Source organism: Lacrimispora sphenoides (assembly GCF_900105215.1).
In the GTDB taxonomy this organism is placed as follows: Bacteria; Bacillota; Clostridia; order Lachnospirales; family Lachnospiraceae; genus Lacrimispora; species Lacrimispora sphenoides_A.
On sequence record NZ_FOIP01000001.1, the window covers coordinates 891,368 to 916,833 of the forward strand.

Genomic DNA, 25,466 nt, shown 5'->3' on the forward strand with positions numbered 1-25,466 from the left:
ACAAGAGAGTTTTAGCCCTTCTATTCCTCAATTTTCCCCTCCAAAGATGCCTCCGGCTGATCGGAGTGCTCTTTTTCCTGATAGGAAGACAGCTCTGTCTGCAGTTTAGATAGCGTTTCTTCCAATTCCCTGACCCGCTCTTCCATCTTGCAGTAATGATCCATGGTCACCAGATTGCTTTCCTTCTTGGGAAGGGGCACACCATCGATCTTAATCGGGCGGGCGGGAATTCCGACCGCTGTTACGTTGCTCTCCAAAGGCTTTAAAAGCACGGCATTTGCCGCTATGGTACAATTATCTCCTACGTCAAAGGAGCCCAGAATCTTAGCCCCTGCTCCCACGGTCACATTATTACCAAGGGTGGGATGGCGCTTTCCCTTATTAAGTCCCACGCCGCCTAAAGTCACTCCCTGGTATATTGTACAATTATCTCCTACCACCGTAGTTTCTCCGATCACCACTCCGCTGCCATGGTCAATTAAAATCCCATGCCCCAGCTGCGCGCCGGGATGAATCTCGATCAGTGTAAAAAATCTTGCCAGCTGGGAAATAAACCTGGCTATAAAAAACATCTTGTGCTGGTAAAACCAGTGGGCAAAACGATGCCAGATCAAAGCATGAACTCCCTGATAGAGCAAAAGCACTTCAAGCTTGCTTCTGGCCGCCGGATCCCGCTCTTTTACTGCCGTAACATCAAGCCATATATCCTTTAATATCATATTACCCTTCCTTCTCCTTACTACCTTCTCTTATTTGAAGTAGTATATCATATGACAGCTTAAGAAAAAAGGGGAATTTACGTTTTATCTGCCACAAAAACAGCCGTTCCGCTTTTGCCATCTGCGGAACGGCTATTTCAACTTCTTTTCTACTGAAACACTACCGGAAGCTCTGACATCTCCGTTTTAATGACGATGAAGGGATAAGAGGGTTCCGTCCCCATATTCTCTCCCTTTTCCGGGCCGATCAGTTCCGTATCCAGGACAATGGAATTATCTGTCAGATAAAGATCATTGACTGCGATGCTATATCCCCCACCAGCCTGCTTTCCGAAACCAACCACTATGTAAAGGTTCTGATCATCGCTGTAGGTCAGCTTAAAAGGTGACTGCTGCTTCTCAGCAATGATCTGACTAAGTTCCTGCGGAATATCTGCATCAGCTACCACGGTAAATTCCAGATCCCGCACCTTATCACCACTATCCTTGTTTAAAGTACACCCGCTTAAGGTACGTACCACCAGTACCCACATGGCCAGGCCGAAAAAAATAATCCATCTTCTGCTAAACAGTCTCTTCATAGCACACTCCCCAACTTATTAATTATTACTATATATATGGGGAAGAAACGGATTTTATGAAGGGATTTACTCTTTTTTACGGACTGGGATCCAAATTTCGCTCCTATATTCCTCTGAAGTGATATCTCCCTCGGGATACCATTCCAGCTGTGGTCCGTCTATCATCTCATAACCGGCTGACGGAAACCACTCCGTAAAGATCCGTTTCCAAATATTCTGCTGTCCTTCCGGCAACCTGCCCACACATTCAAAAATCACATATTGGCCGGCTGGTACCACCAATTCAGCCATATCTTCCGGTATCTCCTTATTTGATCCGGTCGCAATGTAATAATCGAAACCCTTATCATCAGGATTAGCACACACACCCATGAAAAGCAGATCCTTGTTGTCATTAAATTTCAGTATTTTCTCGCACCAGCCCTGGCTGGAGAACTCATTCCAGAATTTCGGGATCCTTTTTAAATTCTCTCCATTGTCCAGGGACATTCTTTCCTTAATTCCTACCAGCCGGAATTCTCCCAACTCTTTTACGTAATAATTCATAGCCTCCACTCCTTTTATGGTTATTTCAAAGGAGATGCGGGGATAAGCTTTGATCTTCCTTCCGGATTTTCTCACCTCGCTGGGATTCATACCGTGCACAGCATAAAATGCCCTGGCAAAGGAAACCGGCGACTCGTATCCATACGTTAAGGCAACGTCAATGACTTTTTCCTCTGTGGTCAGAAGCTCCATAGCAGCCTGGGAGAGCCGCCGTCTTCTGATGTAGTCCGCAAGGGATACATCTGCCATAAAAGAAAACATCCGCTGGAAATTAAAGCTGGAACAGCAGGCACGTCTTGCCACTTCCTCCAGATGAATCTCTCCGCTTAAATTATCTTCAATATAGTTCAGAGCCCCGTTCATTTTATCCAGCCAATCCACTCTCTTACCTCCCGCTCTCTTTGATAGCTTCAGCATAATATAGTTTTAGAATATTATCGCAACTTTTCCTGCACAAAAAGGTGAGTTTAAGATTTTCCTGTGATTTTCCCGTACATTTCCGGCCTGCGGTCGCGGAAAAGCCCCCAGTTTCTCCTGTCAGTCATCATCTGATCCAGATCAAAGGAAGCGCATATGACCCCTTCTTCCTCCCGGCCCATAGAAGCTATGACAGCCCCGGTATTATCCGTAATAAAGGAGGAGCCATAAAATTTAAGAGAGGAGCTTTGATTTCCATTTGACGTACAGGGAACAACGGATTCCACTCCGATCCGGTTAGCCGCTATGACCGGAATGATATTGGAAGCAGCGTGTCCCTGCATGCAGCGCCTCCAGTGCTCCATGCTGTCGCATTCCAGGATAGGTTCGCTTCCAATGGCAGTAGGATATAAGATCAGCTCCGCTCCCTGTAAGCCTAAGCACCTTGCTGTCTCCGGAAACCACTGATCCCAGCAGATCCCTACGCCGATTTTCCCGTACATGGTGTTAAATACCTGAAAGCCGATGTCCCCGGGAGTGAAATAAAATTTTTCCTGGTAGTAATGATCATCGGGAATATGGGTCTTCCGGTATATTCCAAGTTTTGTCCCATCTCCGTCAAGAACTGCCACTGAATTAAACATGGTATTTCCTGACCGCTCATAAAAGCTGATGGGAAGCACCACCTGAAGCTCAGCCGCAATCCCGGTAAAATGCTTAACCGCCTGGTTCTCCTCTGCCGGTTCTGCATATTCATAAAAGTCATACCGTCTCTCCTGGCAGAAGTATTGCCGTTCAAACAGCTCCGGAAGGAGAATGACCTTTGCCCCTTCCCCTGCTGCCTGCCTTACCAGTCTTTCCGCATTTGCAATATTCTTTTTAACGTCATCGCAGCACCTCATCTGAACTGCCGCTACTGTTATCTCTCTCATGAAATTCTCCTTCCGGTATGGTTTCTATCGTGGGGACGCCCGACATGAATAATCCGGCGGAGCCCGGTCCGCCGGTCTATGAATGCACGGCTGGACTACAGCGGAATTTGTTGTGTAATGCAGTGAATATTTCCGCCTCCTACAATAATATCTCTTGCATACACCGGATAGATTCTTCTCTCAGGGAAGCACTCCTCTAATATCCTTACTGCCTTTAAATCATGAACATCCCCAAACTGGGGAACAATCACCCCTCCATTGGATATATAAAAATTTACATAGCTGGCAGCCAGGCGCTCTCCGGCCTCCCTCTCATCCTCTCCAGGTTCGAAGGAAAAGCCTGAAAGCTCCTCTTTCGTAATGCAGACCGGTTCCTTAGGTATGGGAAGCTTATGAATCTTAAAATGCCTTCCTGCTGCATCTTTTTCCTGTTCCAGCATCCTTAAATCAGCCAGGGACATGTCATACTGAGGATCATCCTCATCATCCGTCCAGGCTAACACCACTTCCCCCGGCCGGACAAATGCACAGACATTATCCACGTGCTCATTGGTTTCATCCTGATAGATGCCTGCTTTTAACCAGATGACCTTAGAAGCCCCCAGATAATTTTTCAGCTGTTCTTCAATCTGAAGCTTGGAAAGAGAGGGATTCCGTCCGGCGCTTAGAAGACAGGCTTCCGTCACCAAAAGCGTACCTTCCCCGTCCGAATGAATGGAACCTCCCTCCAGTACGAAATGCCCTGCATCGTAAACCGGATAGCCAAAATGCTCACAGAAACACCCTGCAAGAAGGTCATCCTTTTGCCAGTCCGGATACAGCCCGTCAAAAGTTCCTCCCCAGGCATTAAACTGCCAGTCGATGCCCCTGACCTTACGTTCCTTATTGATCACAAACGTAGGCCCCACATCTCTTGCCCATGCGTCGTCAGATTCCATTACAACCACCTGGATCCGGTCCGACAGCATTTCTCTGGCACATTCCTTCACATCAGGCTCCGCCAGCACGATCACCTGCTCGCTGTCTGCAATGGCCTCCGCAATTTCGGCAAAGGCTTTTCTTGCCTTCCCGGCCCCAAAGGGCCAGGAGCCGGGCCGCTTGGGCCAGATCATGATACAGCCCCGATGAGGCTCAAATTCTCCCGGCATGTAAAATCCGTCTGCCATTGGGAGGCTTTTTAATTTTTCCATAGTATGTCTCCTAATGAATCATGGGGATATGCTTGTAACCCCTAGGCCAGCCTGTTCTTAAAATCCTCATAGCCGAACCGTTTTATGATACGACATTCTCCCTCTTGATCTATGATAGCGATGTCAGGAAGGGGCATCCCGTTAAAGGTGTTGTTCTTCACCATGGAATAGATGGCCATATCCATAAAATACAGCTTATCTCCAGGCTTTATTTCCCTGTCAAAGGAATAGTCACCGATCACGTCCCCTGCCAGACAGGTGCAGGAAGAAAGCCGGTAGGTAAAAGCCTTTTCTCCCGGTTCTCCGCTGTCCTTTAAAGGCGGCCGGTACGGCATCTCCAGCACATCAGGCATATGGCAGGCTGCGGAAGCATCAAGAATCAAAGTCTTTATCCCGTTTTCCACCACATCCATAACCTCTGTCACCAGATATCCGGCATTAAGTGCCACTGCCTCTCCAGGTTCCAGATAAATCTGAAGACCATACTTTTCCTGCATTCTCTTAATGCAGGCTTCCAGCAGCCCGATATCGTAATCCTCTCTGGTAATATGATGTCCTCCGCCCATGTTAAGCCAGGAGAGTCCGGATAAATACTTCCCGAACTTTTCCTCCACGGCATCCAGGGTCTTTTTTAAATCATCTGAATTCTGCTCACATAAAGTGTGGAAATGGAGCCCTGATATCCAGGGCAGCCACTCCTCCTTAAAATTGTCAATGGATACGCCAAGCCTTGATCCGGGCGCACAGGGGTCATAAATTTCATGGTCTTCCTGGGTGGAGCACTGAGGATTGATCCTGATACCGGCACTTACCCCCTCTAAAGCATTTTTATACTTCTCCAGCTGGGAAAACGAGTTAAATACAATGTGATCGCAGATCTTCACCAGCTCTTTAAAGTCCTCTTCCTTATACGCGGGGGCAAAAACGTGGTTTTCAAGCCCCATCTCCTCTTTGCCCAGCCTGGCTTCATAAAGCCCGCTTGCCGTAGTTCCGTCAAGATATTTACCGATAAGAGGGTACTCCGCAAAGCAGGAAAATGCCTTCTGTGCCAACAGGATCCTGCACCCAGTTTTTTCTTTTACCTGGCTTAGGATTTTTAAATTTTTCTCCAGTCTTCCCTCGTCGATCACATAACAGGGGGTTTTAAGCTCCTCGATCCTCATTTTTTCCTATCTCCATACCGTAACAGTTTCCGGGTCCTCACATACCACCCACGGAAGCCCCCATTTGTTTAAAGCCTCCATATAGGGATCCGGGTCAAACTCTTCCACATTAAATACTCCCGGCTTCTTCCACTGGCCGGTTAACACCATCAGGCTTCCGATCATGGCCGGAACTCCGGTGGTATAGGAAATCGCCTGGGATTCCACCTCTTTATAGCATTCCTCATGATCGCATACGTTGTAGATGTAAATGGTCTTTTCCTTTCCATCCTTTACACCCGTAAAGATACATCCGATATTGGTCTTTCCTTTGGTTCTGGGACCAAGGGAAGCCGGATCCGGAAGCAGGGCTTTTAAAAACTGAATGGGCACGATCTCCTGTCCGTTGAACTCCACAGGAGAGGTGGAAAGCATACCTACGTTTTCCAGGCACTTCATATGAGTTAAATAGCTCTGTCCAAAGGTCATGAAGAAACGGATCCTCTTTACCCCAGGAATGTTCTTTGCCAGGGATTCGATCTCCTCATGGTGAAGCAGGTACATGTCCTTTTCCCCAACCTCAGGGAAATTATATTTGGATTTAATCTCCATTGGCTCTGTCTCGATCCAGCGGCCATCCTCCCAATAGGAACCGTTAGAGGATACTTCCCTTAAATTGATTTCAGGGTTAAAGTTGGTTGCGAAGGGATAACCATGATCTCCTCCGTTACAGTCTAAAATATCAATGGTATGAATTTCGTCAAAATAGTGCTTTAAGGCATAAGCAGAAAACACACTGGTAACTCCAGGATCGAACCCGCTTCCAAGCAATGCGGTAATGCCTGCATTCTCAAAGCGCTCCTTGTAATCCCACTGCCAGGAATAATCAAAAAGGGCGGTAAAGCCAAGCTCTTCACAACGCTTCTCATAGATCGCTCTCCACTCCGGATCATTTGTATTCTCAGACTCATAGTTAGCGGTATCAATGTAATCAACCCCTGCTGCAAGACATGCATCCATAATGGTTAAATCCTGATAGGGCAGAGCCACATTTAATACGGCATCCGGCTTATAATCCTTTATGAGGGCAATTACCTCTTCCACGTGATCCGCATCAACCTTAGCTGTCTCAATTCTTGTTTTTGTTGTCCCCGCAAGCGTATCCTTTAAGGCATCACATTTCTCCTTTGTCCTGCTTGCGATACAAATGTCAGTAAACACCTCACTGTTCTGACAGCATTTCCGGATTGCCACAGAGGCAACCCCTCCACAACCGATAATCAATAATCTGCTCATTCCTTTTCCTCCTCTTTCAGTAAATCTTCCACGTATTTAGGCAGCATGAAAGCGCCTGTATGAAGATTTGTTGTATAGTACCAGGTTTCAATTTTTAATTGATTCCATAGTTCTGGCTTAAAATCATTGATGGGATGATACTTTTTCGAAGCAAACCCAAACAGCCAATAGCCCGACGGGCAGGTGGGAATATGGGCCTGATAAACACGGCTTATGGGGAAGGAACGGAATACCTTCCGGTGCATGCTCCTGCACGCTGCCTCATCCTCATCATAAAAAGGACTTCCATGCTGGTAGACCATGATGCCATCGCTTCGCAGCGCCTTATAGCAGCTGCCGTAAAATTCCTTTGTAAAAAGCCCCTCCGTATGTCCGAAAGGATCCGTGGAATCATTGATGATAAGGTCATATTCCTCTTTTTTGCTTCTTAAGAAACGGAGCCCGTCATCATAATATACCTTGACCCTGGGATCAGAAAGCCCGCAGGATACTTCTGGAAAGATATCACGGCATACATCTACAAACAGTTTATCCGTCTCAACCACATCAATGGACTGAATAAACGGGTACTGTAAAAGTTCCTTGGCCACCCCTCCGTCGCCTCCGCCGATGATCAGCACATCCTTCACATTTGGATGGACTGCCATGGGAACATGGGTAACCATTTCATCGTAAATAAACTCATCTTTTTCTGAAAAAACAATGTCTCCATCCAAAGACACAAACTTTCCAAATTCCTGGGATTCGAACACGTCAATTCTCTGGTATTCACTTTCACCGGAAAAAAGCTGTTTATCGATCCGCACCGAAAGCTTCACATTGGAAGTGTGAAATTTTGAAAACCATATCTCCATCGTTTCCTACCTCTCTCCTTCTTTAACCTGCTCCTTTAATACCATCAGCCGTTCTACTGCCGGATCCTCGGTTCCCTGCATGGAACAGCCCATTTCCCTGGCGTAAATGATGTACTCCACGATCTCTTCCGTAATCATCTCTCCCGGCGCCAGGATAGGAATACCCGGAGGATAGCACATGACGAACTCCCCGCTTATCCTTCCTGCTGATTCCCCTACCGGTACGGATACCTTTTGGGAATAAAATGCTTTCTGAGGTGATACTGCCACTTTAGGGGCAATGTATTCTCCTGAGAGCATTCCCGTCCGGTCCTTTTTGTAAAGGCGCTCAATATCTGCCAGTGCTCCTACCAGACGTTCAATATCCTGAATCCGGTCGCCGATGGAAATGTAGGCAAGGAGGTTGCAGATATCCCCGAATTCGATCTGGATATCATATTCATCCCGGAGGAGATCGTAGACCTCAATTCCTGCCAGCCCATTTCCCAGGGTATAAACAGAAAGCTTAGTCACATCGTAATCAAAAATGCTGGTTCCATTGATCAGATCCCTTCCATAAGCATAGTAACCACCGATGGAATTGATCTCTCCCCTGGCATATTCCGCCATTTCCACCACCTTTGCAAAGGATTCCTCTCCCCGCAGAGCAAGGTTCCTTCTTGATATGTCAAGGCTTGACAAAAGCAGGTAAGAGGCGCTGGTGGTCTGGGTTAAGTTTATGATCTGACGCACGTAATCCCCGTTCACTCCTTTGTTTAAAAGGAGAAGGGAGCTTTGTGTCAGACTTCCTCCTGACTTGTGCATGGAGACCGCCGACATATCCGCGCCCGCTTCCATGGCGGAAACCGGAAGACCCTTTCCAAAATAGAGATGGGTGCCATGGGCTTCATCAGCCAGAACCTTCATCCCGTGGGCATGGGCCAGCCGGACAATGGAGCGGATATCAGAACAGATTCCATAATAGGTGGGATTGTTAACAAATACCGCGACTGCATCGGGATTTTCCATAATTGCCTTTTCCACCTGGCCAATCTCCATGCCAAGGGAAATGCCCAGCATGCTGTTCACCTCCGGGTTTACATAAATAGGAACCGCCCCGCACAATACCAGAGCATTTAGGGCGCTTCTATGGACATTTCTTGGAAGAATGATCTTATCCCCTGCTTTGCAGACAGACAGGATCATGCTCTGTACAGCCGATGTGGTTCCTCCCACCATCAAAAATGCATCTGCTGCCCCAAAAGCTTCTGCTGTCAGCCGTTCCGCGTCCCGGATCACTGACACCGGATGGCATAGATTATCAAGAGGCTTCATGGAATTTACATCAAGTCCGACGCACCGTTCCCCCAAAAGGCGGGCAAGCTCCGGATTTCCCCTTCCCCGTTTATGGCCCGGCACATCAAAGGGTACTACCCTCTTTTTTTGAAATGTTTCAAGAGCTTCGCAAATAGGCGCCCTCATCTGATCTTCTTTGTTCATATGGCTCTTACCTCTCCTTGTCACGGGAATGTTACTCCCTCTTTTGTCGCTGAAACGTAAGTATCGCCTAATTGGCGCAGATTTTTCACAGCAAAAAGGCAGGTGATTATTCATCACCTGCCTGCAATTTCATGAATGATAGTTCAAGTAAGGGCATTTTGCCCGTCTTTATTCATGACAATTATCGTTTTCGAGTCTACATAGCAAATATGTTGTCCCTGCTATTATTGATCGTTTCACAAGTGATGTGCATTCGCACGGATTATAAAGTAATCAACTTATAAAATTTGAGCTTTTAACTCAATCAATAATGTGGTTTCCCACGCTCGGCAGCTGACCCGCCTGTCCGTCTGGGCTTAACTTCTTACGAAGTGGTCAATATTTGTATGAAAACGATAATGTCTCTTCATATCGGGGTAAAGAATAACATATTTTACAGCTTCATGTCAATAAAAAATTTAACATTTTTTGAAAACAGCCGCTGATGGGAATCTTTATTATTCCCATCAGCGGCTGTTCTTCACTTTTTCTTATCAATTCTTTTTGCTGCACATCTGAAGGCGATGCTGGTATTTCTCTTTGGTGGCAAGGCCGCCTCTTATATGACGCTCGGATTTGTTAATATCAAGGATTACCCTGGCCCGGGCTGCCAGGGACGGATTAATGTGTTCCAAACGGTCCGTAACATCTTTATGTACCGTAGATTTGGAAATCCCAAATTTCTTCGCTGTCTGCCTCACGGTCGCATGATAGTCTATGATGTAGTTGGCGATCGCAACCGCGCGTTCTTCAATATATTCCTTCAAGAAAATCCCCCTGCTAGGACGTTTTTACATACTTATGCAGGAGTAGTAGCAAGTATGAATGGTTATCCCCTCTGATTACAGATGAAATTTTTTAAGACCTTTAATCCGTTTTTTCAGGCGTGCCGCTTTGCAGTATTTCATAAAATTCTTCCAGCACCAAATAATTTTTTAAGGAATTTTACCACGGTTTTCCCTACGCAGCGGAAATGCTTCGGTTCATTTTTTTATATTATTTCTGTCATTTGTAATCCAAAAGCGCTGTCTCAGACTTTTTAAGCCTGCAGACAGCGCTATACAATATTTCATGAAAATCTTCCAAATTCCTTCATTTTGTAACAGCCATATGTACCCCGGATTTGGATTTTCAGCTGTTTTTTATATGCAGCATTTTTCCAGGACGGTACGCTGATCTATGGATACGGTCATGCATACCGGTGCTTTCCCTGTAAGCTCCTGGCTTCGTTTATCAGGCTGCTGGGTTCCCACATACACGTTGTACGTTCCTGCTTCCATTACCAGGTCTCCTTGTTCATCCCTTAAGGCAAAGGCTTTGTCGGAAAGCGTCACCTGCAATTCTCTTTCCTCCCCTGGTTCCAGCTCTGCCTTAAAAAGTGCCTTAAGCTGAGCATTGGGTGTCTGAGGCGCACAGGATTTCACATATACCTGCAGGGTTTCTGCTCCCTTCTTATGCCCCTCATTCTTTAATACCGCTTTTACGGTTAAGGTATCTCCTGCCCCTATCCGGTCATGGCTTAAGGACACATCCCTTACGGAAAAATCCGTGTAGGAAAGTCCATAGCCAAAGGGATAGAGAGCTTCCTGCTCCATATATCGGTAGGTCCTGCCCTTCATGGAATAATCTGTAAAGGCCGGAAGCTCCTCTGTACTCCTGTAAAAGGTAACGGGAAGCTTTCCTTCCGGCGCATAATCACCGAACAGCACGGCAGCCAGAGCACGGCCTCCCTGAGCTCCCGGGTACCATCCTTCCAAGATGGCAGGAATATGGGCATCTGACCAGGACACATCAAGGGCGCTTCCGGATAAAAGTACTAAAACCACAGGCTTCCCGCTCTTATAAATCTCCTCCAGCACTTGTTTCTGTAATCCTGGAAGGGACAAATTGGGCTTATCACCGCTGGCATATTCATTCCCTTCGTCACCCTCTTCTCCTTCCAGACTGGAATCCAGACCCATGCAGGCGATGATCACATCACTGGCTTCACACACTCCACGAACCTCTGATAACCGGTCGTTCTCCTGACCCAGGCCGCTCACCCTCGGTTTACATAAATGGCATCCTTCTGAGACCATAACACGGACGTCTTCACCAACGTAATCCTGTATTCCTTCGGAAATCGTATAATACCTGGAAGCGGTACCCTCATAATTTCCTATCAGTGCCTTTCGGTTATCGCTGTTGGGTCCGATGATTCCAATGGTTTTCAGACTGCTCTTATTAAGAGGAAGCATATTCCCCTCATTTTTGAGTAAAACAAAGGTTTTTCTGGAAGCTTTAAAATTCAGCTCCTTATGCTCTCTGGTATCATTGTCCTCATAAGTAATTTTATTGTATTCCACAGCTTCCGGCTCTTCAAACAGTCCAAGCTTCAGTCTGGTCATCATCAGATTCTCAACTGCTTCATTTAAACGTTCCTCAGACACTAACCCCCGGTTCACTGCCTCCGTCAGATATAAAAACAGGCTTCCGCAATTTAGATCACACCCGTTTTCCATTGCCATGGCAACAGATTCCAGAGCAGAACCTGTAACTCCGTGATGTTCATGAAAATCTTTTACTGCCCAGCAATCTGAGGTTACATGCCCTTCAAATCCCCAGTCCGTCCTCAAAATATCCTTAAGCAGGGTCTTGCTTCCGCAGCAGGGTTCCCCATTGGTCCGGTTATAGGCTCCCATAACTGCCTCTACCTTTCCTTCCTTTACACAGGCCTCAAACGCCGGCAAATAGGTTTCAAACATATCTTGCTTTGTCACTTCAGCATTAAAGGAATGTCGCTCATCCTCCGGACCTGAGTGGACTGCAAAATGTTTGGCGCAGGCTGCGGTCTTCAAATAATCTTCGTCATCTCCCTGCAGCCCCTCAATAAAACGAACTCCCATACGTGAAGTCAGATATGGATCCTCTCCGTATGTCTCATGTCCTCTTCCCCAGCGGGGATCTCTAAAAATATTGACATTAGGAGCCCAAAACGTAAGTCCTTTATAAATATCCGTATCTCCGTACTTCTGCTGCATATGAAACTTTGCCCTTGCCTCTGTGGAAACTGCATCGGCCACTTCATAAAGCAGCTCCTCATCAAAGCTTGCTGCCAGTCCAATGGCCTGGGGAAACACCGTAGCAACACCGGCCCTGGCCACACCATGAAGTCCCTCATTCCACCAGTTATAACCCTTTATTCCCAGTCTTGGAATAGCCGCCGCACTGTGTACGGTCTGTGAAACCTTCTCCTCCAGAGTCATTTTTGAAACTAATTCTTTTGCTTTTTTTCGGTATTCCTTCCGCTTATCCTCATTCATGGAATTCACCTAATCCTTTCTTTTTAATCTTATATCCTGACATTTCCTTGCCTTTTTTTCCATGATTCCATCATAGCATTTCAAAGCAGATCAGGCATCCCACTTCTTGCTTCCAATGGCGCATATATTGCTTTTTCTACAAAAAATCCTCTCACAGAAATACCCATAAACCCGGTATTCCCATAAGAGGAACTGTAAATTTCTCTTTGTTCTTATTCTTCTGATTCATACATCTGCTGTCTGATCTTCCTGTAATCGCTTGGTGAACAGCGCTTTATCATTTTAAAAGTGCGGTTAAAAGCGCTCATGGATGAAAAGCCGGAACCCATAGCAACATCCGTAATGCTCATTTCCCTGGTATTATACAAAAGCTCCTCTGCTCTTTTCACTCGTTTGGAGTTTAAATATTCATAAAAAGTCATATTCATATACTGTTTAAAGATCCGGGTAAAGTGATATTTGGAAAATCCGCTGATCCTGGCCACTTCCCCCAATGTCAGATTTTCCATGAAGTGCTGGTTGATATAGGTGCTGGCATTCATAACAGCTTCAAAATATTCCTGCTGCCTCATGGTATGGATCTGCCTGCCGGCTCCATTAAGGCATACTTTATTTCGCCCTAATTCCACATAGATTTCAATAAGGGCCGCATAAATGGAGGCTTCCCGGAATCCGCTGTTTCCCTGATATTCCTCTATGATCTTATCAAGCTTCTTCTTAATAGACCCATGAAGGGAATCTCTGTCCTTCTTTTTTAAGTATATGACCGGAGGGATTATGTGCAGAAGGGTCTCCATCTCCTTTAAATGGTAAAGAAGGGCCGCATCAAACTGCAGAATATAGCGTTCTCCCAGAGAGGGTGCCCTTAATGAATGAATCACACCGGAGTGGATCAGAATGATATCTTCTGTTTCAAGGGGAAAATGTTCCTCCCCTACGATCACCTCGTATCCCCCCTTTGTCGGCATGATCATTTCAATTCCTCCATGCCAATGCTCCGGATAATCCTCAAAATTTTTATTATGATAAAGCCGAAGTCCCAGTGAGCATTCATAATGAATGGTCTCATGAATTCCATTTAAAATTTCTATCATAAAATACCCCTTCTCTATGTCAATTCCTGAACCAATCCGAATTTTCTTGATTTGTAAAGATTAAAGAATATTTGCATAAAATATTGCCTGATTTTTCTCTGCCATACTAGTGTTTAAAATTAAAATTTCCATTGACGCATTGGTTAATTCACACTATAATTTAATGTGTCATTGTGCATATATTTCCAACTTTAACATAAAAAGGTATTTTACGGAACAGAAAGAAGAGACTGCGTTTTGGTCTGTTGAGGTGAAAGAATTGATTTATCTTCCTATAGAGAAATTGACTGAAGGTATGGAATTAGCCCGAAACATCCCGGGAATAAACCCAATGCTTCCTTTTGCGGTAACCGGCTGCAAGTTGAGTGAACGTATGATTGGCCGCATGAAAACCATCGGAGTACAAGGGGCTTATATCTGCACAGCGATTACGCAAGGCATTGAACCGGAAGATTTTGTGGAACCGGAGTTAAAGACCAAAATGCTGACAAGCATCCGCGATGTCTTTGACCAGAGTTTAAAAAAATTTACCTTTCAGTCCAGCAGACAGGTTTACGAGGAGATTGCTAAAGTGGCCGAGTCCGTTGTTATGAATGTTTTAAACAAGGACAAGTATCTCTTTCAGATGATAGATATCAGGGATTATGATGGGTATACCTATTCCCATAGCCTTTATGTAGGTATTTTAAGCGTTTTATTGGGAAAGTACATCGGACTTTCCATTTCCAATTTAAATGACCTGGCACTTTGCGGCCTTCTTCATGACATTGGGAAAACAGATATTCCAATTGATATTACCAACAAACCGGGTCCCTTAACCAATGAAGAATTTGAAATCATGAAGCAGCATCCCAGCCTTTCCTATAAAAAGCTGGGCGACCACATCGTGATCTCCCAAGCAGTTCTGCAGGGGGTTCAGACCCATCACGAAAAGTTTGACGGAACCGGATATCCTTTTGGTCTTTCAGGTAAGGATATCCCCCTTTATGCCCGGATCCTGGCTATTGCGGATGTGTATGACGCTCTTAATTCCACCAGGCCGTACCGGAAAGCCTGGTCTCCCAGACGAATTTTTGACTATTTAACCAGCTGTTCCAACACTCATTTTGATCCGGAACTGCTGACAGCTTTCCTTCATTGTGTTTCCGCATACCCCATCGGTACCATTGTCCACCTTAGTGACGGAAGTTCAGCAGTTGTAAAGGATAACACGCCGGGATTTTCTCTGCGCCCCATTATCCGCTTCATCAGTCCTCCTCAAAAGGCAGGCATAGATGTGGACTTATCCTGCGAATTATTTAATCTCACTATCATTGATGATGATGAATGTTGAATCCTTATCGCCCATCAGCTAGGGACGGGCTTTTTAATCTATAGAAAAACCCGCCCCTTATCATCAGCTCCAAACCTGGGTTTTAGATTCCACCATCTGACCGCTTTTAAGGGCTTGCTCCATAAGTATTCTTACATAAGCATCCTGAAGCCCCTCTGAAAGAGGATAAACCTCCAAGCCTTCCTCAATAAACCGCCTCATTCCAAGCATAAGGGTTCCTATGGCCGTTTCATCCTGTGGAAGTCCATTTGCTTTACCTAACTCATAAAACGGATTCCTGTAAAGCAATTCCTGTCCCATGTAAATTTCTTTGATTCCATTTCCTGTTTCAAAAGATTCTTTTATAATCTGATATTCCCTGGACCGGCTGTCTTCTCCTACACAGCGAAGCGTCCAGTCAGCCAGTTCCCCTCTCGCTCCCTGAACATTTAAATGGCGGCTTCTGATTCTGGAATGATACTGTATGCCATTAAAATCATAAAAAGCTGTTTTTCCCCCTTCAAATTCAAAGGTCAGCCTGACTCGTTCTCTATCACTCCTCCTGCCGTCTTCAATAAATCCTTGCCTGGAATCCGTTTCCACTATCGGATACACATATTTCTTTCCATACACTTTCATGTTCTCCAAACCGGTTCCTAATAGCCGCCGGATTAAGCTGGCTCCATGGTAGTCATGAACTGCGGAGATATTAACCATATACGGATCACCAAGATATCCCCGTTTTGCGATCTCAATAGCCGCATGAAAGACCGGATATTCAAAATACTGCTCTGCCACCTGTATCCTGGCTCCTTCCTGGGTATGAAGGCGCCAAAGCTCCTGTAAATCTTCTAATTCCATGGCAGCCGGTGTCTCACAAAGCACCGGATATCCTTTCAGCGCCCATTCCCTTGTCACCTGAAATATAGCATCCTTGTTTACAGCAACCACAACAAAATCCAGGTTTTCTGACCGGCATTCCTCTGGGCTTGTCACAGCCTTTATTCCGGTTTCTTTCTGCAGCCACTGCGCCTTTTCTTTTGACCGGCAAAGGAATGCTGCCAGATGAAAGCAATCCGGATAGGCTTTGGCTATCCTGGCATAGAACAGGGACCTCCAGCCGGAGCCTATTACGACAAATCTAAGTGGTTTCATAAATAATTCCCCCTTGTTATCTGTAATTCCCTTCCATTTCCTGCTCCAAAATGAAGGTCAGAAGTGCTTTGCATCCTTCATACACATCATCATAGGTACGGTCAAAATCCCCGGTATACCACGGGTCCGCTATATCCCTTGGACAAGGGGAATAGTCCAAAAGGCGCTTTACCTTTCCTTCCGGATCCCCACCCAGAATTCTAAGCATATTAGTCACATTCCGCTGTTCCATTCCAATGAGGTAGTCGTATTTGTCATAATCCTTCCTGGATAACTGCACCGCATATTTTCCATCTGAGGATATTCCATATTCCCTAAGCTTTTCTTTTGTTCCACGGTGGACCGGATTCCCGATCTCTTCCGTACTTGTGGCTGCTGATGCTACATAGAAGCGATTGCCTAAGTGCTCCTTTTCTATCATATCCTTCATAACAAACTCCGCCATGGGAGATCTACATATATTCCCATGACACACAAATAAGAGGTTGATGGTATTCTGGTATTGGTTAGTCATACGTCGTATCTCCGTTTTATTTTAATAGTTAAAGTTTACTATAAATTTATGCTTTGAACAAGTATTGCTTTTTAATCCTGTTCTTAATCCACCTTTTTAGCCAGTCTGCCATCTTGTATAATTAATACAGGCAGTTCCTACTGCTGGGCGGTCTATCTCCGAAACGGGGGTATATAACATGATCTCTTCATCTCATACAACTCCTTAATTCTTTAAAGGTTTATAAAACAAAAAAAACGCAAACCCATACCTGGATTTACGCATTAATTCTGTTCTATGCACTATAACCTGCTGCATATACCCTCAAAACCACACATTGTTACATATCTATTTTCATCCGTTCTTTCCTCTTACCTAAACCAACCTGGTTAAGCCCTCGACCTATTAGTGACAGTCAGCTGCACATGTTGCCATGCTTCCACCTCTGCCCTATCTACCTCGTCGTCTTCAAGGGGTCTTACTCTTGCGATGGGATATCTCATCTTGAGGGGGGCTTCACGCTTAGATGCCTTCAGCGTTTATCCCTTCCCGACTTGGCTACTCTGCCATGGCTTTGATAGCCAACAGATACACCAGAGGTCAGTCCATCCCGGTCCTCTCGTACTAAGGACAGCTCCTCTCAAATATCCTACGCCCACGCCGGATAGGGACCGAACTGTCTCACGACGTTCTGAACCCAGCTCGCGTACCGCTTTAATGGGCGAACAGCCCAACCCTTGGGACCTACTACAGCCCCAGGATGCGATGAGCCGACATCGAGGTGCCAAACCACTCCGTCGATGTGAACTCTTGGGAGTGATAAGCCTGTTATCCCCAGGGTAGCTTTTATCCGTTGAGCGATGGCAATCCCACTTTATACCACCGGATCACTAAGTCCTAGTTTCCTACCTGCTCCACCCGTCGGTGTCGCAGTCAAGCTCCCTTATGCCTTTGCACTCTTCGAATGGTTTCCGTCCATTCTGAGGGAACCTTTGAGCGCCTCCGATACCCTTTCGGAGGCGACCGCCCCAGTCAAACTCCCCGCCTGACATTGTCCCCCAGCCAGGTCATGGCTGCAGGTTAGAAATCCAATACCGCAAGGGTGGTATCCCAACATCGGCTCTGATAAGACTGGCGTCCTATCTTCACTGCCTCCCACCTATCCTGTACATGCAGTACCGAATCCCAGTATCAAGCTGGAGTAAAGCTCCATGGGGTCTTTCCGTCCTGGCGCAGGTAACCAGCATCTTCACTGGTACTTCAATTTCACCGGGTGCATTGTTGAGACAGCGCTCAAATCATTACGCCTTTCGTGCGGGTCGGAACTTACCCGACAAGGAATTTCGCTACCTTAGGACCGTTATAGTTACGGCCGCCGTTTACTGGGGCTTAAATTCAGAGCTTCGCGTTGCCGCTAACCCCTCCTCGTAACCTTCCAGCACCGGGCAGGCGTCAGCCCATATACCTCACCTTTCGGTTTTGCATAGACCTGTGTTTTTGCTAAACAGTTGCTTGAGCCTATTCTCTGCGGCCTGGTTTCCCAGGCACCCCTTATCCCGAAGTTACGGGGTCATTTTGCCGAGTTCCTTAACAATGCTTCTCCCGCCGGCCTTAGGATTCTCTCCTCATCCACCTGTGTCGGTTTACGGTACGGGCACATATTACACAATAGCGGCTTTTCTTGACAGCCCCTACGAAGACTTCCCTACTTATGTTCGGTACGCGTCACACCTTCCTGTTGCTGGGTGGATTTGCCATTCCAGCCAGTCCAGTGCTTGCCCCGGTCTTTTCATTCCCGGGTTCTTCTTCGGTTCTGTGTCCCCACAGTTCTGATAATATGCGGTACAGGAATTTCAACCTGTTGTCCATCGACTACGTCTTTCGACCTCGCCTTAGGCCCCGACTTACCCAGAGCAGATCAGCTTTACTCTGGAAACCTTAGATATTCGGCCTGGAGGATTCTCACCTCCATCTCGCTACTCATTCCGGCATTCTCTCTTCTTAACACTCCACATCTCCTTACGGTAATGCTTCTGTGCGTTAAGAATGCTCCTCTACCAATGTATATAAATATACATTCCACAGCTTCGGTGTCGTGTTTTAGCCCCGGACATTTTCGGCGCAGGACCTCTCGACTAGTGAGCTATTACGCACTCTTTGAATGTGTGGCTGCTTCTAAGCCAACATCCTAGTTGTCTGTGAAATCCCACATCCTTTTCCACTTAACACGCACTTTGGGACCTTAGCTGGTGGTCTGGGCTCTTTCCCTTTTGACTACCCAACTTATCTCGTGCAGTCTGACTCCCGTACATCATCTGGCCGGCATTCGGAGTTTGATATTCTTTGGTAAGCTTTGACGCCCCCTAGGAAATTCAGTGCTCTACCTCCGGCAGACTAATACGAGGCTAGCCCTAAAGCTATTTCGAGGAGAACCAGCTATCTCCGGGTTCGATTGGAATTTCTCCCCTACCCACACCTCATCGCCACCCTTTTCAACGGATGTGCGTTCGGTCCTCCATTTCCTTTTACGGAAACTTCAACCTGGACATGGGTAGATCACCCGGTTTCGGGTCTACCTTTACTGACTTATGCGCCCTATTAAGACTTGGTTTCCCTTCGGCTCCACACCTTAAGTGCTTAACCTTGCCAGTAACGGTAACTCGCCGGACCGTTCTACAAAAAGTACGCGGTTCCACTTTAAACGTGGTTCCACAGCTTGTAAACACAGGGTTTCAGGTTCTCTTTCACTCCCCTCCCGGGGTCCTTTTCACCTTTCCTTCACAGTACTATGCGCTATCGGTCACTAAGTAGTATTTAGCCTTGGGGGGTGGTCCCCCCGAATTCCCACAAGGTTTCTCGTGTCTCGTGGTACTTTGGATCCTGCTCGCTGACTATTGCTTTCCCATACAAGGCTTTCACTTTCTATGGCCGGTCTTTCCAGGACCGTTCTGGTAACAAATCGTCTCACTTATTGCAGTCCATAACCCCAGTATGCACGCATACTGGTTTAGGCTCCTTCCATTTCGCTCGCCGCTACTTTGGAAATCGAGTTTTCTTTCTTTTCCTCCGGGTACTTAGATGTTTCAGTTCCCCGGGTTCCCGACGTATGGCTATGTATTCACCATACGACAACTGAGGTTTGCTCAGCTGGGTTTCCCCATTCAGATATCTCCGGATCAAAGGATATTTGCTCCTCCCCGAAGCTTTTCGCAGCTTATCACGTCTTTCATCGGCTCTTAGTGCCAAGGCATCCACCCTGCGCTCTTATTAGCTTAACCAATTCGATGTTCACCTGCGGGTGCGGGCTACTTATCTAAGATACATAGCGTTGTATCTCTGGTCTTAGGTTTGTTATTTCACCGTACGTTACGGCTACTTTAACGAGTTTTGTTTGGTTACATCGTTAGATGTAACACCTCGGATGTCTTGATATTGTCTTTATAATAAAGACTCTATCTAGATATATTTCAATATGTGGTTTTCAAGGTACATGCACGATGTCATCAAAAGCAATAAATGCTTTCTCTTGGCATCATCTGACTGAAGTTTATCAGTCATTCGCTTGCTCGATGGACTCGAACCCACGAATCACTGGTAAAAACCAGCTATATAAAACAGCACTGCCCTGCTGAATCAGGTTAACACATTCTTTAACACAGGCTTCGCTTTTCCCTCCGCCCATTGGAACATGTCCGTTCTATATAAAACACTCGCTAGAGTGAATTTTTTTAAAGTAATCTGGCACCCACCTGCTCTCCCATGCCGTCTCCAGCATAGTACCATCGGCCGCTTAAGTCTTAACCATCGTGTTCGGGATGGGAACGGGTGTCTCCCCTAAGCGCATCGGCACCAGAAATCTTTTGTCTTTCTTGGTGTTTCTATATTCATTTTTATTTCTTTGAAAACCAAAGACTCAACAGTATATAAAACCCTTACTTCTTCTTCCTTAGAAAGGAGGTGATCCAGCCGCACCTTCCGATACGGCTACCTTGTTACGACTTCACCCCAGTTATCAGTCCCGCCTTCGGCAGCTCCCTCCTTACGGTTGGGTCACTGACTTCGGGCGTTACCAACTCCCATGGTGTGACGGGCGGTGTGTACAAGACCCGGGAACGTATTCACCGCGGCATTCTGATCCGCGATTACTAGCGATTCCAGCTTCATGTAGTCGAGTTGCAGACTACAATCCGAACTGAGACGTTATTTTTGGGGTTTGCTCCAGATCGCTCCTTTGCTTCCCTTTGTTTACGCCATTGTAGCACGTGTGTAGCCCAAATCATAAGGGGCATGATGATTTGACGTCATCCCCACCTTCCTCCAGGTTATCCCTGGCAGTCTCCCCAGAGTGCCCACCATAACGTGCTGGCTACTAAGGATAAGGGTTGCGCTCGTTGCGGGACTTAACCCAACATCTCACGACACGAGCTGACGACAACCATGCACCACCTGTCTAGAATGCCCCGTAGGGAAGGGATCGTTACATCCCGGTCATTCCGATGTCAAGACTTGGTAAGGTTCTTCGCGTTGCTTCGAATTAAACCACATGCTCCACCGCTTGTGCGGGTCCCCGTCAATTCCTTTGAGTTTCATTCTTGCGAACGTACTCCCCAGGTGGAATACTTATTGCGTTAGCGACGGCACCGAAGAGCTTTGCTCCCCAACACCTAGTATTCATCGTTTACGGCGTGGACTACCAGGGTATCTAATCCTGTTTGCTCCCCACGCTTTCGAGCCTCAACGTCAGTTACAGTCCAGTAAGCCGCCTTCGCCACTGGTGTTCCTCCTAATATCTACGCATTTCACCGCTACACTAGGAATTCCACTTACCTCTCCTGCACTCTAGCACCACAGTTTCCAAAGCAGTCCCGGGGTTGAGCCCCGGGCTTTCACTCCAGACTTGCAGTGCCGTCTACGCTCCCTTTACACCCAGTAAATCCGGATAACGCTTGCCCCCTACGTATTACCGCGGCTGCTGGCACGTAGTTAGCCGGGGCTTCTTAGTCAGGTACCGTCATTTTCTTCCCTGCTGATAGAGCTTTACATACCGAAATACTTCTTCACTCACGCGGCGTCGCTGGATCAGGGTTTCCCCCATTGTCCAATATTCCCCACTGCTGCCTCCCGTAGGAGTTTGGGCCGTGTCTCAGTCCCAATGTGGCCGGTCACCCTCTCAGGTCGGCTACTGATCGTCGGCTTGGTGGGCCGTTACCTCACCAACTACCTAATCAGACGCGGGTCCATCTCATACCACCGGAGTTTTTCACACCGTACCATGCGGCACTGTGTGCTTATGCGGTATTAGCAGTCGTTTCCGACTGTTATCCCCCTGTATGAGGCAGGTTACCCACGCGTTACTCACCCGTCCGCCGCTAAGTCAATTTCAATTCCATCCGAAAACTTCCTTGAAATCGCTTCGCTCGACTTGCATGTGTTAAGCACGCCGCCAGCGTTCATCCTGAGCCAGGATCGAACTCTCAAATTAAAGGTGTTCAATCCGGGGTCAAAATCAACTAACTAGCTAATTTATTTCCCGTTTTACTTGTTGTTTGGTTCGTATACAATTGCTTGTATTCGTTCTGAAATTTTCTCATTCAAAGCCATCAAACATGACTTGTTTTATTAGAATTTTCAGGGTTTTACATACTGTTCAATCTTCTGTTTTCAAAGTGCTTTATTTCGTGTCGCTGTCTCAGCAGCAACTTTTAAAGTTTATCATGTTCGGTTGTTTTTGTCAACCATTTTTTTCATTTTCTTCAAAACTTTTTCATCGCTCATCGATGTGTTTTAGAAGAAGTTTTTGCCGCCGTTTTCAGCGGCGAGTTATATCATACCAAAGCATTTGACAAAAGTCAACAATTATTTTGTTTTTCTGGAAAAACATGATTTTCAAGACATTTGATATAATTAAAACGGGGTTCGCCCCTCAGAAATAGGCGGAACCCCTGGCTCGGATATTTAGCTTTTTTTCCCGCAGCATTTCTTATATTTTTTTCCGCTTCCACAGGAACAAGGATCATTGGGATAGATTTTCGGAGGGTTCTTTCGCTGGGCAGATGCTGTCTCCAGACCCTTCATTACCATTTCATAGGGCTTATGGCCTCTGTTTAACACCATCCTGGTATGGTTCCATACATCTGTAATAATGCTTGTGAACCTTTCCAAGTGCTCTTCTGATTCAAAAATGATCCCGGTAGTCTCTATTCCATCTACAACCTCCTGAAGCTGTCCGCCCATACTGATCTCCGCCTGCACCTGACGCAGTAAATATGGAATCCTTTCATCCGGAACGTTCATTTCATCTGTTAAGAATTTGCTCAGCAGACCTAATTCTCCAGTCATTAAAAAGCCCTCATGATCCGCCATAAAACGGATTTCCATCTGGGTAGGGATATAATAAGGAACCTTTTTCTGCATCTGCTGAAATTCTTCAACGCCATTCTGCTCTGCCAGCGCCCCATCCACAAAGTTTCCGTCAATGAATCTTACCGAAGGACGGTATGATTGGAGAAGTTCATAGGCATGTAACAGATCTTCCAAGGAAAGCTTCTTATCTTCATATTTATTAAAGGTTTCCAACAGAACCTGTGGCGGAGTGACTGCATACAGGGAATTTGCCGCGCAGAGACAGTCTCCGATTTTACTGAGGCGCTCACGCTCTTCCTTAAATTCTGGTGTATTTACCGATTCATATGCTTTTAATACCTCTTCTGCAACCATAAAACGATTGTCAGGTCCTGCAGTTACATAGCCTCCTGCATATAGAAAGTCCATTTCTTCCATTTCAAAAGATGGTACCTGAAAATCATCTGATGCCAACTGTTCAAATAAATTTATTTCTGAATTACGGGCGCAAAGAAAATAGCTACTCATTACCTTCGGATCCAGAATGTGAGCGATCGTACGTTCCACAAGTTCTTCCTTTTTTAATTTAGAAAGCCCGTTCATACCATGTCTTTTTGCAATCTCAAGGATGCTGCCTTTATCATAACAATCATAAACTTCTGCTATATGAACTTCCTCCGATGCAGCATCAGAACCCTGGTTCAGACATTTATTGACAGCAGACATGTCATATTCTTTCAGATCTTTTGAACCCGATTCCAGAAGTTCATAATACCCGGCGATGCCTCCGCAGTTTTCCGGAACGCAGTCTCCTTTGAATTTTATAACCTGTCCCCAGCTTTCCTTATAATCAGAATCTGCATCTTCTACCTGAATGTTTAATTCCCAGTTTTTGTCGATGCCATAGGTATATGTAAATTTGCTGGTACCAGACACCAGGCTGTCAATGGTTTCATCACTTAAAAGGTATTGAAATTTGGGGGACCAATTCTCTTTACCCGGAACTACCCGAACCCCTTCAGAACGGAATTCAAATTCATACAGGTGCTCATCGGACCAGCAGAATGCTGTCTGAATCATCTGGTGCAGCTTTACAAAGGTTATCCCTTGCGGTACCAGAACCCTTCTCCAAATCGGCGGCTTGCTGCCTTTGATCGTGACTTTCAGTTGATATGCTCCCATGAAAACGCCCTCCTGTCTCGTATCCTTTGTATCCGTTCTTAAATTACGGAATATTTTTTATATTTCTACTATAAAATAAGCGCACGTTCCAATTTACCATATTTCCTCCCATTCTGTCCAGTCCATCCCGTTAATTTTTGTAAACGAAAGGCTGTTTTGTGTAATTATGACAGCTTTTTCAATACTGTCTTTGCTTCTTATCCATAATAAAGGAATTTCATTCTCCCATTCTGCAAATACTATTAATAAGAAAAAAGAGCGCTGGAATGCTTTACACAACATTTACATTTTCTATACTAAAATATGATATCAGAAAAGTTTTACGGCTGATATACTCCATGATGTAAGCGAAAGCAATTTTAAAGAGAAAAGAGGAGAAAGTAAATATGAAAAAAAATATTATTAAGACTCTTGCATTAGCTGGAATGGCAGTTCTTACAATGGGAACTTTAGCTGGCTGCGGCAGCAATAATGCTGAGACACAGGCTCCTGATACCAAAACCGAGGCTGGCACTACAAGTGGGACAACCGCTAATGAGACAACCGCTAAAGAAGATACGGCTTCTAATTTAAAGGGTTCTATCAGCATGGTTGGTTCTACCTCTATGGAGAAATTCGCAACCGCTTTAAGTGAAGTTTTTATGGAAAAATATCCGAGCGTTACCGTACAGGCCGAATTTGTAGGTTCTGGCGCAGGAATCGAAGCAGTTACCAATGGTTCTGCGGATATCGGTAACTCTTCCCGTAATTTAAAGGATGAAGAAAAAGCAAAAGGTGTTGCTGAAAATATCGTTGCAATCGACGGTATCGCCGTTGTCTCTGATCCGGCCAATACCGTTGACAATTTAACAAAAGACCAGCTGATCAACATTTACAACGGAACAACTACCAACTGGAAGGAATTAGGCGGAGCCGATCAGCCAATCGTTGTGATTGGACGTGAGGCAGGTTCCGGTACAAGAACTGCTTTTGAAGAACTGTTAAAGCTGGAAGACGCATGCAAATACAGCAATGAGCTGGACAGCACCGGCGCAGTCATGGCAAAGGCCGCTTCCACTCCAGGCTCCATTGGCTATGTTTCCTTAGACGTTCTTGATGATTCCGTTAAGACCATGAAGCTGGAAAGTATAGATCCAACTCCAGAAAACATCAAGGCAGGTTCCTACTTCTTAAGCCGTCCATTCGTTATGGCTACCAAAGGAGAGATATCTGAGCAGAGCGATCTGGTGAAGGCATTGTTTGACTATATCTATTCTGATGAAGGAAAAGATTTAGTAAAAGCCGTTGGATTAATCCCAGCAAACTAATTGAAAAGAAATTCTTCTTATACTGCATAACGATAATATTTACAGGGGACGCAGCCGGATGATTATGCTACGTCCCCGTTTTGA

General features: G+C 45.9%; 17 protein-coding genes and 3 rRNA genes. 2 read left to right on the top strand and 18 right to left on the bottom strand.

Going from position 1 to position 25,466, the window contains the following annotated elements; genetic code table 11:
• Positions 1 to 20: 20 nt before the first annotated feature.
• The 12 genes from cysE to BMW45_RS04030 all read right to left on the bottom strand — a co-directional run bounded on the left by cysE (position 21) and on the right by BMW45_RS04030 (position 13,591).
• On the bottom strand, positions 21 to 719 hold the full coding sequence (gene cysE, locus BMW45_RS03975; RefSeq protein WP_092240717.1) for a serine O-acetyltransferase: 699 nt from the start codon (positions 717 to 719) through the stop codon (positions 21 to 23).
• Positions 720 to 868: 149 nt separating this feature from the next.
• Positions 869 to 1,252 (bottom strand): protease complex subunit PrcB family protein, encoded by a 384-nt coding sequence (locus BMW45_RS03980; protein ID WP_242883089.1) that lies wholly within the window; start codon positions 1,250 to 1,252, stop codon positions 869 to 871.
• Between the two features lie 114 nt (positions 1,253 to 1,366).
• Entirely contained in the window at positions 1,367 to 2,227 is an 861-nt protein-coding gene (locus tag BMW45_RS03985) for an AraC family transcriptional regulator (RefSeq protein ID WP_166433270.1), read from the bottom strand.
• An 86-nt stretch (positions 2,228 to 2,313) separates the two neighbouring features.
• Positions 2,314 to 3,195: an N-carbamoylputrescine amidase gene (aguB, locus tag BMW45_RS03990; protein WP_092240725.1), complete on the bottom strand. Its 882-nt coding sequence runs from the start codon at positions 3,193 to 3,195 to the stop codon at positions 2,314 to 2,316.
• A 95-nt stretch (positions 3,196 to 3,290) separates the two neighbouring features.
• Positions 3,291 to 4,385, bottom strand: a complete 1,095-nt coding sequence (aguA, locus tag BMW45_RS03995) for an agmatine deiminase (protein ID WP_092240727.1) — start codon at positions 4,383 to 4,385, stop codon at positions 3,291 to 3,293.
• Positions 4,386 to 4,426: 41 nt separating this feature from the next.
• The gene (nspC, locus tag BMW45_RS04000; protein WP_092240730.1) at positions 4,427 to 5,548 is read right to left on the bottom strand and encodes a carboxynorspermidine decarboxylase; all 1,122 of its coding nucleotides are present in this window, start codon (positions 5,546 to 5,548) and stop codon (positions 4,427 to 4,429) included.
• A 6-nt stretch (positions 5,549 to 5,554) separates the two neighbouring features.
• Positions 5,555 to 6,823, bottom strand: coding sequence for a saccharopine dehydrogenase family protein (locus BMW45_RS04005; RefSeq protein WP_092240732.1), 1,269 nt, complete (start codon positions 6,821 to 6,823; stop codon positions 5,555 to 5,557).
• Positions 6,820 to 7,677 carry a polyamine aminopropyltransferase gene (gene speE, locus BMW45_RS04010; protein ID WP_025231119.1) on the bottom strand — a complete coding sequence of 286 codons (858 nt, stop codon included), beginning with the start codon at positions 7,675 to 7,677 and terminating at the stop codon, positions 6,820 to 6,822. Before speE ends, BMW45_RS04005 begins: the two co-directional genes overlap by 4 nt.
• A 6-nt stretch (positions 7,678 to 7,683) precedes the next feature.
• The gene (locus tag BMW45_RS04015) at positions 7,684 to 9,156 is read right to left on the bottom strand and encodes an aminotransferase class I/II-fold pyridoxal phosphate-dependent enzyme (protein ID WP_092240734.1); all 1,473 of its coding nucleotides are present in this window, start codon (positions 9,154 to 9,156) and stop codon (positions 7,684 to 7,686) included.
• Positions 9,157 to 9,689: 533 nt separating this feature from the next.
• Positions 9,690 to 9,962, bottom strand: coding sequence for a sporulation transcriptional regulator SpoIIID (spoIIID, locus tag BMW45_RS04020; RefSeq protein ID WP_013271108.1), 273 nt, complete (start codon positions 9,960 to 9,962; stop codon positions 9,690 to 9,692).
• Positions 9,963 to 10,337: 375 nt separating this feature from the next.
• Positions 10,338 to 12,497 carry a glycoside hydrolase family 3 C-terminal domain-containing protein gene (locus BMW45_RS04025; RefSeq protein ID WP_092240736.1) on the bottom strand — a complete coding sequence of 720 codons (2,160 nt, stop codon included), beginning with the start codon at positions 12,495 to 12,497 and terminating at the stop codon, positions 10,338 to 10,340.
• A gap of 212 nt (positions 12,498 to 12,709) precedes the next feature.
• Positions 12,710 to 13,591, bottom strand: coding sequence for an AraC family transcriptional regulator (locus BMW45_RS04030; RefSeq protein ID WP_025231116.1), 882 nt, complete (start codon positions 13,589 to 13,591; stop codon positions 12,710 to 12,712).
• A gap of 295 nt (positions 13,592 to 13,886) precedes the next feature.
• On the opposite strand from BMW45_RS04030, the gene BMW45_RS04035 reads away from it, so the two are divergent.
• Positions 13,887 to 14,924, top strand: coding sequence for an HD-GYP domain-containing protein (locus BMW45_RS04035; RefSeq protein ID WP_166433271.1), 1,038 nt, complete (start codon positions 13,887 to 13,889; stop codon positions 14,922 to 14,924).
• A 63-nt stretch (positions 14,925 to 14,987) separates the two neighbouring features.
• Here the strand turns inward: BMW45_RS04035 and BMW45_RS04040 are convergent, their stop codons facing one another.
• The 6 genes from BMW45_RS04040 to BMW45_RS04065 all read right to left on the bottom strand — a co-directional run bounded on the left by BMW45_RS04040 (position 14,988) and on the right by BMW45_RS04065 (position 24,075).
• Entirely contained in the window at positions 14,988 to 16,058 is a 1,071-nt protein-coding gene (locus tag BMW45_RS04040) for a Gfo/Idh/MocA family protein (RefSeq protein ID WP_092240740.1), read from the bottom strand.
• A gap of 16 nt (positions 16,059 to 16,074) precedes the next feature.
• The gene (locus BMW45_RS04045) at positions 16,075 to 16,572 is read right to left on the bottom strand and encodes a low molecular weight protein-tyrosine-phosphatase (RefSeq protein ID WP_092240742.1); all 498 of its coding nucleotides are present in this window, start codon (positions 16,570 to 16,572) and stop codon (positions 16,075 to 16,077) included.
• A 364-nt stretch (positions 16,573 to 16,936) separates the two neighbouring features.
• Positions 16,937 to 19,829: ribosomal RNA gene (locus BMW45_RS04050) — 23S ribosomal RNA — on the bottom strand.
• A 458-nt stretch (positions 19,830 to 20,287) separates the two neighbouring features.
• A 5S ribosomal RNA gene (gene rrf, locus BMW45_RS04055) occupies positions 20,288 to 20,405 on the bottom strand.
• A gap of 96 nt (positions 20,406 to 20,501) precedes the next feature.
• Positions 20,502 to 22,033: ribosomal RNA gene (locus BMW45_RS04060) — 16S ribosomal RNA — on the bottom strand.
• The 16S, 23S and 5S rRNA genes sit together here, the layout of an rRNA operon.
• A 473-nt stretch (positions 22,034 to 22,506) precedes the next feature.
• Positions 22,507 to 24,075 (bottom strand): plasmid pRiA4b ORF-3 family protein, encoded by a 1,569-nt coding sequence (locus BMW45_RS04065; protein WP_092240744.1) that lies wholly within the window; start codon positions 24,073 to 24,075, stop codon positions 22,507 to 22,509.
• A 386-nt stretch (positions 24,076 to 24,461) separates the two neighbouring features.
• Here BMW45_RS04065 and BMW45_RS04075 point away from each other — a divergent pair, with 386 nt between their 5' ends.
• Positions 24,462 to 25,382, top strand: a complete 921-nt coding sequence (locus BMW45_RS04075; protein ID WP_054791657.1) for a phosphate ABC transporter substrate-binding protein — start codon at positions 24,462 to 24,464, stop codon at positions 25,380 to 25,382.
• Positions 25,383 to 25,466 lie beyond the last annotated feature (84 nt).

Coding starts and splice junctions, on each gene's coding strand:
- cysE (WP_092240717.1), bottom strand. CDS start 719: ATGATATTAAAGGATATATGGCTTGATGTTACGGCAGTAAAAGAGCGG.
- BMW45_RS03980 (WP_242883089.1), bottom strand. CDS start 1,252: ATGTGGGTACTGGTGGTACGTACCTTAAGCGGGTGTACTTTAAACAAG.
- aguB (WP_092240725.1), bottom strand. CDS start 3,195: ATGAGAGAGATAACAGTAGCGGCAGTTCAGATGAGGTGCTGCGATGAC.
- aguA (WP_092240727.1), bottom strand. CDS start 4,385: ATGGAAAAATTAAAAAGCCTCCCAATGGCAGACGGATTTTACATGCCG.
- nspC (WP_092240730.1), bottom strand. CDS start 5,548: ATGAGGATCGAGGAGCTTAAAACCCCCTGTTATGTGATCGACGAGGGA.
- BMW45_RS04005 (WP_092240732.1), bottom strand. CDS start 6,823: ATGAGCAGATTATTGATTATCGGTTGTGGAGGGGTTGCCTCTGTGGCA.
- speE (WP_025231119.1), bottom strand. CDS start 7,677: ATGGAGATATGGTTTTCAAAATTTCACACTTCCAATGTGAAGCTTTCG.
- BMW45_RS04015 (WP_092240734.1), bottom strand. CDS start 9,156: ATGAACAAAGAAGATCAGATGAGGGCGCCTATTTGCGAAGCTCTTGAA.
- BMW45_RS04025 (WP_092240736.1), bottom strand. CDS start 12,497: ATGAATGAGGATAAGCGGAAGGAATACCGAAAAAAAGCAAAAGAATTA.
- BMW45_RS04030 (WP_025231116.1), bottom strand. CDS start 13,591: ATGATAGAAATTTTAAATGGAATTCATGAGACCATTCATTATGAATGC.
- BMW45_RS04035 (WP_166433271.1), top strand. CDS start 13,887: ATGGAATTAGCCCGAAACATCCCGGGAATAAACCCAATGCTTCCTTTT.
- BMW45_RS04040 (WP_092240740.1), bottom strand. CDS start 16,058: ATGAAACCACTTAGATTTGTCGTAATAGGCTCCGGCTGGAGGTCCCTG.
- BMW45_RS04045 (WP_092240742.1), bottom strand. CDS start 16,572: ATGACTAACCAATACCAGAATACCATCAACCTCTTATTTGTGTGTCAT.
- BMW45_RS04065 (WP_092240744.1), bottom strand. CDS start 24,075: ATGGGAGCATATCAACTGAAAGTCACGATCAAAGGCAGCAAGCCGCCG.
- BMW45_RS04075 (WP_054791657.1), top strand. CDS start 24,462: ATGAAAAAAAATATTATTAAGACTCTTGCATTAGCTGGAATGGCAGTT.